This window comes from Acidovorax sp. SDU_ACID1 (genome assembly GCF_045291395.1).
GTDB lineage: Bacteria > Pseudomonadota > Gammaproteobacteria > Burkholderiales > Burkholderiaceae_C > MR-S7.
Genome location: NZ_CP152342.1, coordinates 2,428,714 through 2,441,188, shown reverse-complemented (window position 1 = coordinate 2,441,188; position 12,475 = coordinate 2,428,714). Strand labels below are relative to the sequence as shown.

The window sequence follows — 12,475 nt, the reverse complement described above, 5'->3', positions numbered from 1 at the left end:
ATGCTGTACTAATTGAGAGCAGGCTTCTCGCATGGTCGGGCTCCAAACTGTGTCGCAAGTGCGCTGGCGGCTGGGGTTCGCCCGTCAGAACGGCGGATACGGGTTGTCGATCACCTGCGCAGGCCCTGCGCCATCGAACACCACTTCCCCTGTTGCGCGCACCTTCACGATGGAGCGACCGCCCTCCTGGTTCTGCACGCTATAGGCCTCGGTCGGCAACGTCAGAGGCCGCTCATCCAGCACTGTGGGATTTGCCCAGAACGGAAAGCGGAGCAGGGTAGGGCCTACAGGGTGCTCAGGTTGTTGAGCGCCCTCGAAGGGGCGCATGTACATGCGCTGGTTCATTTCTGCGGTGGTTTCCGGGATCTGCCTCGTGACCTTCGTGTGGTCAATGCGGACCGCCTCCGGATGCTCCTTGCGGATCTGCTCCTCGCTGGCCTCGTGCCTGGTCGTGAACCACTTCCCGAGGTGGTTCTTCACTCGCCACCTATAGTAGTCCACGGACTTCATGACAGGCGCACCTCGAAGTAGGCTTCCTCGACTTCGCCGATCTGGGCCAGGGCGCGGTCGCGGGCGACAGTCGAGGCCTTCTGCCAGCGCTCGGCCAGCTTCTTGTCGGCGGCCGTGATGACGTCCGCGCCCTCCAGCGAGTAGATGGAGTCGAGCGCAGCGGCCACCTGGTCGGGGCCGCCCAGCGCGCGCTCCAGCTCGCGGGCGTAGCGGGTCTCCGCAGCGATCTTGGCGGCAGCCGGCAGGCTGTCAGGGGCGTCGCGCAGCGCGACGATGTACTGGGTTTCGGTGACGGTTTCCATGGTCAGCTCCTGGTAGAAGACTGTATATTTAAACAGTATTCTGTGGAGCTGTGTGGGCTGTTACATGGGAGGGTTCGCCCCAGGCTAACTTTTCGAAGTGCGCGGTTTAAGGTCTTTATTCGGAGTACTGTGAGCGTAGGCAAGTCGATCCGACTTGCCACCCTAGACCGGAGGTCTATATGTCAACACGCGCCATCCCCATCGGTAGTCTTTCCTTCTGGGAAGTCACGAAGAACATGCTGTTCCCCATGGCCGGCAACCCGCCGCCACAAGAGCAGCAAAAGCCATCGCCTCCAGGCAAGAAGGAGGAGGAAGAACAGCAGCAACAGATTTCAGCTCTGCGCCATACAGTGATGGCGCGTGAGATCTATGGGTAAGCGGTAGCTCTGCCTGTGCGGTCGCCTTAGGGCGACTTTTTTCGCCCAGGCTCAGTACACCCCGTACCGCCAGGAGAAGTACAGGGCCGCCAGAATGCCAATGATGGCCAGGATCGTCATTGCCCTTCCCATGATGCCTCCTTGGTGAAAGCGCATGGTAGCCCCAGACGTGAAAAAGCCCGCTCGGGGCGGGCTAGGTGTTGGCCGTGGGCACTTACGCGGCCCACGTTACGGCACATCCTATGCAGGAAGCTCTCTTTGTTTTTCTCGTCGTGAGGGCTCTTGTTCGACGTGCCGTTGCGTTCGGCGTTGCCTGCAGGCAATTGGTGAGGCAATCCCACCAAGGGCGGATTGTAGCAGGCTGCCTCTCGCCCATGAAAAAGCCACCCGAAGGTGGCTCTTGGTCAGCGCTGGCGCCGCCGCATCCTTGAGAAGCCCAGCATGGCCAGGATGGACGACAGCCCGATCAAGGCCCATTCAGAGAGCGTGGGGATTGCTGCTGGTGCAACTATGGCGCTATCGTCCGCACATACAGCGTAGTAGCCGACCCAGCCAATCCCTTGATGTGTCAGCGTGAGTGACGTAATCGAGGCGGGAGGGGAGTTGGTCATAGAAACAATAGCTGAACCTTCCCCCGATAGATTGACCACTTGCCCTCCGGATGCGCTAAGAGTGGCGCCGCCGATTGCGCCCGGAATGGGACCGCTTACGTCGGCGGCAATGACCGAGTAGGCCCCGGTGTTCGTGCTGATGGACGTGCTTTCGCCAGCATCGATATCCGCCATGTGAATGCGCATTGATGAGGTTGCTAGCGGCTTGCTGAATGTATACGTGCAAGCTGCGTCATCCCAGATCTCAATGGCCTGCATCCCGCCAGGGAAAGCGGTGGCGGATGTGATAGTACAGCTCCCAGAGGTCGTAACGGTCACTGCACCGTATGTGCCTGGACCTGCGAAGCACTGGGTGGCCGCCTGTATGGGCATGGCTGCCAACGTTGTGATTGCCAAAGCTACAAGCTTGAGTCTCATCCGCGTCTCCTCCGGTCAGGCGCTGTCTATTGGTGGTGAGGGATAATAGTAACCGTAAGAAAGTGTCAGTGCGATAGCTTTTTTCGATTTCGCCACTCCCACGGCGCTACCGGATCCTGATCTGCCCACAGCCCTGCGCGCTTGGCCCTGGCTTCTTGTTCCGCAAACTCGTACTGTCCGCGGGCTTCGGCCGTCTGCTCCCGCGAGTAGGCCCGATACCACCAAGCCATGCCCTGGGTGACCATGGCAAGCCCGGCATCGAGCGTCCTGGGGCCGTCAGGGGCCGATGCTGGTGCGACCCACACGGTGCACACCTTGCGGCGGTAGCGGTCGGTCTTCGGGCAGTCCAGCCGGGCCTGCTTTTGGAAGGTCAGCTCGGACAGAGCCTGGCGCGCGCGATTGCCGTAGGGCTGCTTCTTTTCAGGCGCATCTATCCCTTGAATGCGTACTTTAAGTTGCTGGTACGGGTGCGCAGCGTCTTCGGTCGGGCAGCGAGCGGTGAGGGTGTCGCCGTCCGCAATAGCAACAACAAGACAGAGAAGGGTAGCCGTCAGCACGGCTATTCGCGCTTTTCGTTTCTGCCTTCATTTCGGTGCAGAAGGCTTGCAAAAGCTGATCCGAGAAACACCGTGATGAAATAGGCAGGGGCCAAATAAGCGCCGCCGAGCACCCCCGCCACAATTAAATCTCCACGAGTGCATGCCGATTCCAGGCAGGAATACTGGCCAGCAGCAAAAAACAAGATGGCAATCCAAATTGCTCCCGCCACGGCGAAGCCTTTTTCGCTTAGAGACTGCATATTGTCCTAATTAAAATTGCTCGCTTCGCCATGCCGTGAGAATTTTTCCGAAGACTTCAAAATCCATCTTTCTTGTAATATCAAATGGATCGTAGTCTTTGTTAAATGACTTCGCACGCAATACCAACCCGTTCTCCGTAGGAATGCGCTGGAGTTGCTTGATAAAGCCGTGGCCGTCGACGCGGAAGAAATACACTCCGTCCACTTCAACATTGCGCACACCACGATCGCACAGCAGTGGATCGCCTGGGTTGTAGCGTGGCTTCATCGAGGGACCGAAGCCCGTCACGATGCACAAGTTCTCGATGCTGGTGTAAACCGGCACGTTCATTCGCAGCCATTCGTGGGTCACGCGCCAACTGCGGATGAGTCCTGGTGGGTTTTCTTCCAGGGCGAATCCATGCCCCATCGCTCCACCGGTGCTGTACTCGGTGATGACGAGATCTGGTTCTCCACCGTTCGGATTTGCAGCCTCGTGCGGGGCGGAGGCGACATGCCGAGTTGACGCGCCACCGGATGGTTGAACAGAGTGATCTGTGTCCAACCACCCCGCTGGCTTCTTCGCGCACTCTTCAATCCGACGCGCTGTCTCCTTCCTCATGCCCCGGGGCTTGCCGGTCTTGGAGTCTTTGGCGCCGTCCCGGAGGTTGGCGAACTGTGAAGGCGACATGCCGCAGAGTGTGGCGGCTTCAGTGGTGCCGCCCGCCTCACTCTCGATGAGGCGCATGTTCTCCCGCCGGATCACGTCGATGTCTTTCATGGTGCGGATTTCATAGCAATACGCGAAATTGGTATATGCGCGTAACGCTGTTGACTGGTTTTGCGAAACGCGAAACAATGCGGTATGCAACTCGCTACCTACTTCGCGCAAACACGCGGCGCACAGGCTGGCCTAGCGCGCGCACTGAGGGTGCCGCAGTCACTTCCGAGTGCGTGGGCGGCTACGGACCCCGAAAAGCGCCGCCCGGTTCCGATTCAGCACTGCGTTGCAATCGAGCGCGCCACCGGCGGCGCCGTCACGCGCCGCGATCTCCGCCCCGACGACTGGCAGAGCATCTGGCCGGAGCTGGCGTCGCCGGCCAGCGTGCATCCCGCCGCCGCAGGGGAGGTGGGCCATGGGTGATCGCGAAACCTGCCAGTGCGACGCCTGCCGTGGCGGCGTGCTGCATTGCTGCGGATGTGCCGTGCACCGCGCTCCTGCCGAGCCTGTGGGCCCGTGCGATTGCGGGGCCCTGGCTAAAGCTGAGCGTAGATACGCCGCATGGGTGGCTTGTCTCGCGCGTAGCCGGGTCGAGAGTTGGGAAACGAGACTTCGGACATGGTGGTGGCGCGTATGTCGCTGATGTTCAGCAGCTTCCAGCCTTGGCGCTCCCCGGAATCGCTGCCTCCACTGATCTGCCAGCAGAGGAGTTTTTCTTCGCCCTTGCTGTCCACGCCGTATGTATGCGGCTCGACTGAGCGGCTCCATCCGCTGTACCGCAATTCGACCAATTGCCGCTTGTTTATGGCTTCTGCCAGCAGAGGCTGTTTCATGTCCGCCCTCCTTGCGGTGGTTGATGGTTGCTGTGGAAAGCCCATCGTAGCCCAGGGAGTGGTGGGCGCCCCTCACAAGGAGGTCACCCATGGCTGACCATTCCCCCGACCTGTCCGCCATTGAGGCGGACGCCGCACGCCAGATCCTGGACCTGCTCAGCGCATTGGACGCGGGGCAGGCCGAGCGCGTGCTGGCGCATGTGGAGCACGAGCTGGCGGCGCGCGAGCGCCCCTGTTCGCGCGCACGGTGGCCGGCCCGCTCGGAAAGCTCGACACCCCAGTCAAGACGTGGCTGGACAGCGGCACCGCCGACCTGTTCCGCCGAAAGGCGGCCATGCGCAAGCAGGACGGCTCTGCCGCCATGCGCGACTGCGTGTACGCCTGGGTGCACGGCAAGACCTATACGTTGATGGTGGCGGAAAAAGCATTGCATGACGCCGATGCTATGGACGTTCTGGCGCACCTGACAGGGCCATTTGAGGGCCGCGAAACGGGAGGGCGCTGATGCTGCCTTTGGACATACGTGTGCGCGTGGCGCGCAAGCTCGGTGACGAGGCGGGCAATGCCTGCCTGGCGAAGGCCGAGGACAAGGACCCGGCTTTCTCCCAGAAGGCCTACGACTTCATCACGGCCCACATCCGCGAGCACGGGCCAGTGTCGGGCGAGTCCGCGACGCTGGCGGCGGTGCTGGCTGGCATTGCGCCGGCCGACCATCGCGCCTTCGGCCCTGTGTATGCCCGCGCGTTGCGCGAGGGGGCCATCCGTGTCGTTGGCGACGTGCCGCGCGTGCGGGGGCATGGCTCTGCTGGTGGGAAGGTCTACGCGGCGGGGGAGGGCGCGACATGAAGATGCCATGGTTCCGCGCCTACACGAAGATGGTGGACGACGAGAAGCTGCGGCTGCTGGCGTTCGAGGACCGCTGGCATTTCGTGGCCATCCTGTGCCTCAAGGGTGCCGGTGTGCTGGACGAGAACGACCCGCTGCTCATGCGCAAGGTGGCGGTGAAGCTGGGCCTGGATCTGCGCGCCCTCGATGAGGCGGTACGCCGCATTGCCGAGGTTGGCCTGATCGACCGCGAGACGCTGCAGCCGATCAAGTGGGACGAACTGCAGATGCGCAGCGACGCGGACACCACCGCTGCCGAACGCAAGCGCCGCCAGCGGCAGCGCCAGCGTGAGGCCTCGCACAGCAGCACCGATCCCGATCCTGGAGACGGTGAAAACCGCGACACGGAGGTGTCACGCGTGACGGGTACGGATGTCACGCGTACAGATACAGATACAGATAAAGAAGAAGACATAGCTGTGTCTTTGGATGTTGTTGGTGCCCCTCCGGCCGCCGCGGCGCCGCCTGCGGCTCCGCCGACACCCGCGCCGAAGCCTCGCCGCGCTGAGCCGGTGGGCACACGGCTGCCTGCGGACTGGGCGTTGCCGAAGCCGTGGGGCGAGTGGGCGCTGGCCGAGCGGCCAGACATGGCGGCGGACGATGTGCGCCGGGAGGCCGCGTGCTTCGCCGACCACTGGCACGCCAAGGCGGGCAAGGATGGGCGCAAGGCGGATTGGCTGGCCACCTGGCGCAACTGGATTCGCCGCTGCGACGGCGGCGCGCCCCGCACGGCGCGCGGCGGCCGGGCGGGGGTGTTCGATCCGCATGCGCAGGTCGAGACGTTCGCCCAGCGAGCGGCGCGCCAGCGCATGGAGGAGGTGGCGCCGATGGCGGCACGTAAGGCCCCAGGCGGCGGATTCGACGCAGCGCAGCGGTTCATGCGCGGCGGCGACGTGGTCGATGTAACGCCTGCGGCTCAGGGCCGGGACTTGGCGCTGGCGGGAGGTGCCCATGGCTGACACCTTCGTGGAAGTCATCGATGCCATCTTCGCCAAGATGGCGGTGCGCTACGGCGCGGCCTGGCTGCGGCAGTGGGACGGTCTAGACATGAACACGGTGAAAAGCGACTGGGGCTCGGAGCTGTCGGGCTTTTCCCGCAACCTGGAGCCCCTGCGCTATGCGCTGCGCAACCTGCCCGAGCGCTGCCCGAACGTGGGCCAGTTCCGCGCCATCGCCAATGCATGCCCGCTGCCGGAGTTCAAGCAGCTGCCGGTGCCCAAGGCGGATGAACGCGTAGTGGCGGAAGAGATCGCCAAGCAGACGAAGCTGCGGGAGGCCGTGGCGCCGGCGGCAGACGGCAAGGCTTGGGCGCGCTCGCTGGTGGCGCGTGCCGAAGCCGGGGAGCGCATCCGGCCGATCACGTTGCGCTTCGCCCGCGAGGCCATCGGCATGGAGGGCCGGCAGGTATGGCAGTGAAGCAGTACCGTTTCAGCAGGTCGGCCGTGCTCGCGCGCGTGCGCCTCGGGCCGGTGAAGCTGGCCGAGCTGGCGCAGGGTTCCGAAAACCACCTGGTGCGCAAGCGCCTGATGCGTCACGTTGAAAAGCTGCTGGCCGAGGGCGTGGTCAAGAAGCGATGGATGAACGGCTACCCGCACTACCTGCTGGCTGACGCTGAGCCTACCGTTGATCAGCATGTGCAGACGTTGCTGGACAACTGCAAGCCTATCGACGGCTGCATGGTGTGGGCCGATCACATTGACCCGCAGCGCGGCCCAATCGGGCGGGTGGATGGCAAGGTTGTGTCTGTGCGTCGCTTCATCTGGCGGTCCAAGCGCGGCGAGATTGGCCGCGACCAGATTGTCCGGATGCAGGACACCTGCGAGCACGGCTGCTGCGAATACGCGCACATGACGTTGGGTGCCCGCGGCGAGGCCCAGCGCGGCCGCGTGCTACAGCCCTCCCTGGTGCTGCGCATAACCGAGGCGGTGCGCCGCGCCAAGGGCAAGCTGGATTGGGCAGCAGTGCGCGCCATCCGCGCGAGCGACGAGCCGCAGCATGTTCTGGCCTCGCGGTATAGGGTTTCGCCTTCGCTCATCGGGCAGGTGCGTCGGCACGAGGTATGGAAGGAGCCGGGCGGCATGTTTACCGGCTTGATCCGGAGGGCGGCATGACGGGATTGCTCGAAACCCAGCGCCACCAGTGCGAGGTGCGCACGCTGATCCGCGCGCGCCGGGAGCCATCTCGCGGCGAGGAGTGGGTGCGCGGCTACCTGCGCGATCCCAAGGTGGCCGGCCGGCGCGCCGCGCTGATCCGGGACATCAAGGGCCAGCTCGACAAGGGCAGCACCGGCAAGGAGGGCTCATGGCTCTGATTCTGGGTGTGGACCCTGGCGCCAGCACGGGCGTGGCGCATTTCCTGGATGGCGATCTGGTGCGCCTGGACACCATCGGGCCGCACGAGATCGACCGGGCGATCCGCGAGGTGATGCCGGCCCGGGTGGTGTTCGAGGACTCCCGCCTGCAGACGCACGCGTGGACCGCGCAGGCCAAGGCGGCCCGCGGTGCGGCGCTGGCCACGGCGCGCAGTCTGGGGCAGGTGGACGCGTGGTGCCGGCTCATCAGCGAAATCTGTGGCGAGTTGGGTATTCCCGCCCACGGCATCAGCCCGGCGGGCAAGGGCGCCAAGCGCAACGCCGAGGCCTTCGGCATCGTCACGGGCTGGACGCGCAGCAGCAACCAGCACGAGCGCGACGCGGCCATGGTGGCCTGGCCCTACCGGAGGGCAGCCGATCTGCGGGGAGGGCGGCATGCCTGAAATCGTTCTCGTGCGCCAGGAGGCGGCCCAGATCACCGAGCAGGACGCCGCCGTGGCGCGCCGCGTCATCTTCGGCATCGTGGATGGCCTGGGCGACAAGGGCCGCAAGCAGTGGCGCCGCCTGTGGAATCGCATCATGGGCCTGGAGCCCGGCGAGATGATGGAGATCACCACGGTGCAGCCACGCCTGGGCTGGTATCACCGCAAGCACATGGCCCTGGAGCAGGCGGTATTCGAGGCGCAGGAGCGATTCGAGGACTTCGAGAGCTTCCGCACCTGGCTCAAGGTGGGCGCTGCGTTCGTGGACTGGTACCCCGGGCCCAAGGGCGGCGTGATCCCCGTGCCGCGCTCGATCAGCTACGCCAAGCTGGAGCAGGGCGAGATGGAGCAGTTCCACGGCGCGGCGGTGGACTTCCTGCGCACCGAGCATGCCGGGCGTACCTTGTGGAAGCACCTGAGCGAGCGCCAGCGCATCGACATGATCGAGACGATCCTGGGGGCTTCAACGAATGAACAACCACCTGACGGCCCGCGAGCGTACGCACCTGCAGCGGGTGAAGTCGCTCCCGTGCTCGGTGTGCGATGCGCCCGGGCCCAGCGAGGCGCACCACATCGCACAGGGCCAGCAGTACACGGCCGTAGCCCTGTGCGAGAGCTGCCACCGCGGCGCCCTGATGGGCCTGCACGGCCAGCGCCGCATGTGGGCGATCAAGAAGATGGACGAGCTGTCCGCCCTGAACAAGACCATCGAAAGGCTCCAGTGACCCCTTTGAAATTCCGCCAGCGCCTTGCTGGCCAGACCGCCATCGCGCAGAAGGTGTTCGAGCACGTCCCGGTGCAGGAGGCATGGACGGCCCAGGCCATCTACCAGGCCGCGCACCGCGCCGCCGGCATGAGCATGGATTTCCGTGTGTTCCAGGGCTGCCTCAAGGCGCTGGAGGACGCGGGCCTGATCCGTGCCGAAGCGCTTGGCGCATACCAGCGCGATCCGCTCCCCATCGTGAAGACCATTCAGCCCCAGCAGCCCAAGGAGAAAGCCGAAGTGACCGCAACTGCCGCCCGCACCGTTATCGCAAAGCCCGCGCCGAGCAAGCCCAGCAGCGCCATCGACGCCTTGGCCGGCCCCTTGGCCCGCCTCGCGGCCGTCGTGGCGGAGATCAAGGGCATCGTGAGCGACCTGGAAACCGCGGCGCTGGCCATCGATGAGCGCGGCCAGGAGCACGACGGCGAGGTGCAGAAGCTGCGCCAGCTCAAGACGCTGCTCAAGGAACTGGGCTGATCCGGATCGCGCCAGGGAGCATATGAACGATCCTATCGATTGGCTCGCCGGCCAGTTGGGCCGCGAGCAGGAGCCGGGCAAGCCCCGCCACAACAACCCTCGGCCGCCGGGCGTCATCCGGCCCGGGAGCGGCACGGACGTGTTGCTGCGCTACCTGCGCCAGCACCCGCAACGCTGGTTCTTCCATCCTGAGCTGGTACTGGCGCTCGGCCGCTCCAAGGGGGAAATCGACTGGGCGCTGCAGTACCTCGCGGGCCAGGGGCTGCTCGATGCCGAGATGGCGGAACTGCCGGGGCGCAAGGCAGTGATGCGCTATGCGCTGTCGGAGCGTGCCAAGCCTGCCATCGTGGCGGAATGAGCAAATCCACCCCCAAGCCCGCCAAGCCCAAGCGCGCGAAGGCAGGGGCAACCCCCAAGAAGCCACAGATCACGACTGAAGACCGTCATCGGGCCTTCGCGCGTGAGTACGTCGCATCCGGGTTCAACGCCACTCAGGCGGCTATTGCGGCGGGCTACAGCGCCAACACGGCAGCTTCGCAGGGCGCACGCCTGTTGAGAGATGCCAAGGTGCAGGAATATGTGGCCGAGGTGAAGGCCCTTGTGGTCGAGCGTGCCGAGGTGAAGGCGGAAGACGTGGTGCGCCGGCTGAACCAGATGCTGATGGCGGATCCGCGGGAGCTGGTGGAGGTGTTCGTCGCCTGCTGCCGCCACTGCTACGGCGCGGGGCACGAGTACCAGTACACCCTGGCCGAGTACAACACCAAGCGGGAGAAGTGGATCGACGGGGGCAAGGCGCCCGAAGAGTTCCCGGAGCTGGGCGGCATCGGCTACGACGCCAGGAGGCCGCCGCACCAGGAATGCCCCGAGTGCTTCGGCGCGGGCCAGTCGCGCACGGTGCTCAAGGACACGCGCACGATGTCGGCTGGGGCGGTCGCGCTGTTCGCGGGTGCGAAGGAGACGCGCAACGGCCTGGAGATCAGCCTGCATTCCCAGCTCGACGTGGCTGAGAAGCTGATGCGCTACCACGGCAACTACGACAAGGACAACCGGCAGCGCGGCGCGGGCGGTGGCGTGGGCCACTTCGAGCTGCACTTCGTGGAGCCGCCCAAGCGCGAGAACGATCCGGGGGCCGCCAGGCCATGAGGCTGTCGCCCATTCGGGGCACGACGCAGCCGTCTATCCTGGCGGCGACACTGGCCGATGCCTACGACGGCTCGGCCGTGGCCGACTTCGCCCAGGACTACGAGGTAGAGCGCGCGCGGGTGCGCATCGAGTTCCCGGTGAAGCTGCGCGGGCTGTTCGAGCCCCGGCGCTTCAAGGTGCTGTATGGCGGGCGGGGTGGCGCCAAGTCGTGGTCGGTGGCGATGGCGCTGCTGGTGCTGGGCAGCAACCGGCCGCTGCGCATCCTGTGCGCGCGCGAGGTGCAGAAGTCGATGCGCGACTCGGTGCACCGGCTGCTTTCGGACCAGATCGCCGCGCTGGGCCTGGGCGGGTTCTACGATGTGCTGGACACGGAGATCCGGGGCGCCAACGGGACGCTGATCCTGTTCGCGGGCCTGCAGAGCCACACGGTGGACTCGATCAAGTCCTACGAGGCCATCGACATCGTGTGGGTGGAGGAGGCCCAGTCGGTCAGCGCGCGCTCGTGGGAGGTGCTGGTACCGACGATCCGCCGGCCGGGCTCGGAGATCTGGCTGACCATGAACCCGGACATGGCCAGCGATCCGACGTACAGCCGCTTCATCACGAACGCGGACGCGGACACCTGGTTGTGCGAGATCAACTGGCGGGACAACCCATGGTTCCCGGAGGTGCTGGAGAAGGAGCGCCAGCGGCATTTCAAGCGCGACCCGGACACCTATTGGAACGTTTGGGAGGGCAAGCCCAAGCGCGTGGTGGCCGGGGCGATCTACGCCAAGGAGGTGGAGCGCCTGTACAACAACGGGCAGGTGTGCCGCGTGCCCTACAACCCCAAGCTGCCGGTGCACCGGGTCTGGGACTTGGGCTGGGCGGACAACATGGCCATCGCCATGGTGCAGCGCACGCCGATGGATTTCCGGGTCATCGACTATCTGCAGGACAACCAGCGCACGCTGGAGAGCTACATCGAGGAGATGGAGAAGCTGCCCTATCGCTGGGGCACGGACTTCCTGCCGCACGATGGCGCGCACGGCGATTTCAAAACCGGCCAGACGGCCCAGCAGATCCTGGAGGACATGGGCTGCGAGGTGGAAGTGCTGGAGCGCTTCGGGCTGGAAACCGGCATCCGTCTGGCGCGCGGCATCTTCGCGCAGGCCTACATCGATGAGCAGAAGTGCGCCGCGCTGTTGAGTTGCCTGAGCCGGTACAAGCGCCAGATCGACACGCGCACGAACGAGCCTGGCGCTCCGTTGCACGACGACGCCAGCCACGGCGCGGACGTGTGGCGGTACGTGGGCATGGCGCTGCCGCGCATGGACAACGACACCCAGGGCAAGCGCCCGCCGCCGTCGCGCAGGGGATCGAGCATGGCGCGCTGATCCCGTACCAAGCCTGCCAGATTCGCAGGCCATGCCCGCATGTATCGACCTCCGAAAAGCCCACCTGCACCGCCAGCATGGCGACCTGCTGGCCGTCTACACCTGGATCAACGGCGAGCGCGCCCTGGTGCTGATTCCCGCCCTGCGCAAGAACGCCCCCTGGTATGTCGTACTGGAGAGTGCGGCCTATCGCTACGACGACCCGGGGTATCTGGCCCGGCAGTGCGTGGTGGCCTGCGACGTGCTGGGGATCGAGCCCAGCAAGAGCAACTGGGTGCGCATCGCCACGATCATCAACGAGGGCCTGCCTGATCTGGTGAGCATGCCTTCGGAGCCGGCCGCAGAGCGCCGCGGGCGCGAGTTCGGGGAACTGGTCGTGAAGGCGGATGGCCAGGAGGTCCACCGCGAGGCGCTGGTGGTCGAGGACAAGGGGCGGAATATGTCCCTGCTTGAGGTCCGCATCAACCGTAAGGTGGCCCCGGGCGAGAA

General features: G+C 65.1%; 20 protein-coding genes. 13 read left to right on the top strand and 7 right to left on the bottom strand.

The window, feature by feature from the left end; all coding sequences use genetic code 11:
• Nucleotides 1-84: 84 nt before the first annotated feature.
• Both AAG689_RS12020 and AAG689_RS12015 read right to left on the bottom strand, forming a co-directional pair.
• On the bottom strand, nt 85-510 hold the full coding sequence (locus tag AAG689_RS12020) for a hypothetical protein (RefSeq protein WP_406626135.1): 426 nt from the start codon (nt 508-510) through the stop codon (nt 85-87).
• Nucleotides 507-812, bottom strand: coding sequence for a hypothetical protein (locus AAG689_RS12015; protein WP_406626134.1), 306 nt, complete (start codon nt 810-812; stop codon nt 507-509). Before AAG689_RS12015 ends, AAG689_RS12020 begins: the two co-directional genes overlap by 4 nt.
• A 179-nt stretch (nt 813-991) precedes the next feature.
• Between AAG689_RS12015 and AAG689_RS12010 the strand changes: the two genes are divergently transcribed.
• Nucleotides 992-1,189, top strand: coding sequence for a hypothetical protein (locus AAG689_RS12010; RefSeq protein WP_406626133.1), 198 nt, complete (start codon nt 992-994; stop codon nt 1,187-1,189).
• Nucleotides 1,190-1,593: 404 nt separating this feature from the next.
• On the opposite strand, the gene AAG689_RS12005 is transcribed toward AAG689_RS12010, so the two are convergent.
• From AAG689_RS12005 to AAG689_RS11990, 4 genes are all read right to left on the bottom strand, one after another.
• Nucleotides 1,594-2,217, bottom strand: a complete 624-nt coding sequence (locus AAG689_RS12005) for an IPTL-CTERM sorting domain-containing protein (RefSeq protein WP_406626132.1) — start codon at nt 2,215-2,217, stop codon at nt 1,594-1,596.
• A gap of 65 nt (nt 2,218-2,282) precedes the next feature.
• On the bottom strand, nt 2,283-2,774 hold the full coding sequence (locus tag AAG689_RS12000) for a thermonuclease family protein (protein ID WP_406626131.1): 492 nt from the start codon (nt 2,772-2,774) through the stop codon (nt 2,283-2,285).
• A 2-nt stretch (nt 2,775-2,776) separates the two neighbouring features.
• Nucleotides 2,777-3,016, bottom strand: a complete 240-nt coding sequence (locus tag AAG689_RS11995; RefSeq protein ID WP_406626130.1) for a hypothetical protein — start codon at nt 3,014-3,016, stop codon at nt 2,777-2,779.
• Between the two features lie 10 nt (nt 3,017-3,026).
• The gene (locus AAG689_RS11990; RefSeq protein ID WP_406626129.1) at nt 3,027-3,776 is read right to left on the bottom strand and encodes a helix-turn-helix transcriptional regulator; all 750 of its coding nucleotides are present in this window, start codon (nt 3,774-3,776) and stop codon (nt 3,027-3,029) included.
• An 84-nt stretch (nt 3,777-3,860) separates the two neighbouring features.
• Here AAG689_RS11990 and AAG689_RS11985 point away from each other — a divergent pair, with 84 nt between their 5' ends.
• A complete protein-coding gene (locus tag AAG689_RS11985; protein ID WP_406626128.1) occupies nt 3,861-4,139 on the top strand; it encodes a transcriptional regulator in 279 nt (92 codons plus the stop codon).
• 113 nt (nt 4,140-4,252) lie between these two features.
• On the opposite strand, the gene AAG689_RS11980 is transcribed toward AAG689_RS11985, so the two are convergent.
• Nucleotides 4,253-4,549, bottom strand: a complete 297-nt coding sequence (locus tag AAG689_RS11980; RefSeq protein ID WP_406626127.1) for a hypothetical protein — start codon at nt 4,547-4,549, stop codon at nt 4,253-4,255.
• A 247-nt stretch (nt 4,550-4,796) separates the two neighbouring features.
• On the opposite strand from AAG689_RS11980, the gene AAG689_RS11975 reads away from it, so the two are divergent.
• The 11 genes from AAG689_RS11975 to AAG689_RS11925 are packed head-to-tail and all read left to right on the top strand — an operon-like array spanning nt 4,797 to nt 11,986.
• Nucleotides 4,797-5,054: a hypothetical protein gene (locus AAG689_RS11975; protein WP_406626126.1), complete on the top strand. Its 258-nt coding sequence runs from the start codon at nt 4,797-4,799 to the stop codon at nt 5,052-5,054.
• Nucleotides 5,054-5,395: a hypothetical protein gene (locus AAG689_RS11970; RefSeq protein WP_406626125.1), complete on the top strand. Its 342-nt coding sequence runs from the start codon at nt 5,054-5,056 to the stop codon at nt 5,393-5,395. The genes AAG689_RS11975 and AAG689_RS11970 overlap by 1 nt, the downstream gene beginning before the upstream one ends.
• Nucleotides 5,392-6,393, top strand: a complete 1,002-nt coding sequence (locus AAG689_RS11965; RefSeq protein ID WP_406626124.1) for a hypothetical protein — start codon at nt 5,392-5,394, stop codon at nt 6,391-6,393. The genes AAG689_RS11970 and AAG689_RS11965 overlap by 4 nt, the downstream gene beginning before the upstream one ends.
• A complete protein-coding gene (locus AAG689_RS11960; protein ID WP_406626123.1) occupies nt 6,386-6,850 on the top strand; it encodes a hypothetical protein in 465 nt (154 codons plus the stop codon). Before AAG689_RS11965 ends, AAG689_RS11960 begins: the two co-directional genes overlap by 8 nt.
• Complete coding sequence (locus AAG689_RS11955) at nt 6,841-7,545, top strand: hypothetical protein (RefSeq protein WP_406626122.1); 705 nt, start codon at nt 6,841-6,843, stop codon at nt 7,543-7,545. Before AAG689_RS11960 ends, AAG689_RS11955 begins: the two co-directional genes overlap by 10 nt.
• A complete protein-coding gene (locus tag AAG689_RS11950; RefSeq protein ID WP_406626121.1) occupies nt 7,542-7,745 on the top strand; it encodes a hypothetical protein in 204 nt (67 codons plus the stop codon). Before AAG689_RS11955 ends, AAG689_RS11950 begins: the two co-directional genes overlap by 4 nt.
• The gene (locus AAG689_RS11945; RefSeq protein WP_406626120.1) at nt 7,736-8,188 is read left to right on the top strand and encodes a hypothetical protein; all 453 of its coding nucleotides are present in this window, start codon (nt 7,736-7,738) and stop codon (nt 8,186-8,188) included. Before AAG689_RS11950 ends, AAG689_RS11945 begins: the two co-directional genes overlap by 10 nt.
• Complete coding sequence (locus AAG689_RS11940) at nt 8,181-9,467, top strand: hypothetical protein (protein WP_406626119.1); 1,287 nt, start codon at nt 8,181-8,183, stop codon at nt 9,465-9,467. Before AAG689_RS11945 ends, AAG689_RS11940 begins: the two co-directional genes overlap by 8 nt.
• Before the next feature lie 22 nt (nt 9,468-9,489).
• Nucleotides 9,490-9,825, top strand: a complete 336-nt coding sequence (locus AAG689_RS11935) for a hypothetical protein (RefSeq protein WP_406626118.1) — start codon at nt 9,490-9,492, stop codon at nt 9,823-9,825.
• The gene (locus AAG689_RS11930) at nt 9,822-10,610 is read left to right on the top strand and encodes a terminase small subunit (RefSeq protein ID WP_406626117.1); all 789 of its coding nucleotides are present in this window, start codon (nt 9,822-9,824) and stop codon (nt 10,608-10,610) included. Before AAG689_RS11935 ends, AAG689_RS11930 begins: the two co-directional genes overlap by 4 nt.
• Nucleotides 10,607-11,986, top strand: coding sequence for a PBSX family phage terminase large subunit (locus tag AAG689_RS11925; RefSeq protein ID WP_406626116.1), 1,380 nt, complete (start codon nt 10,607-10,609; stop codon nt 11,984-11,986). Before AAG689_RS11930 ends, AAG689_RS11925 begins: the two co-directional genes overlap by 4 nt.
• The last annotated feature ends 489 nt before the right edge of the window (nt 11,987-12,475 follow it).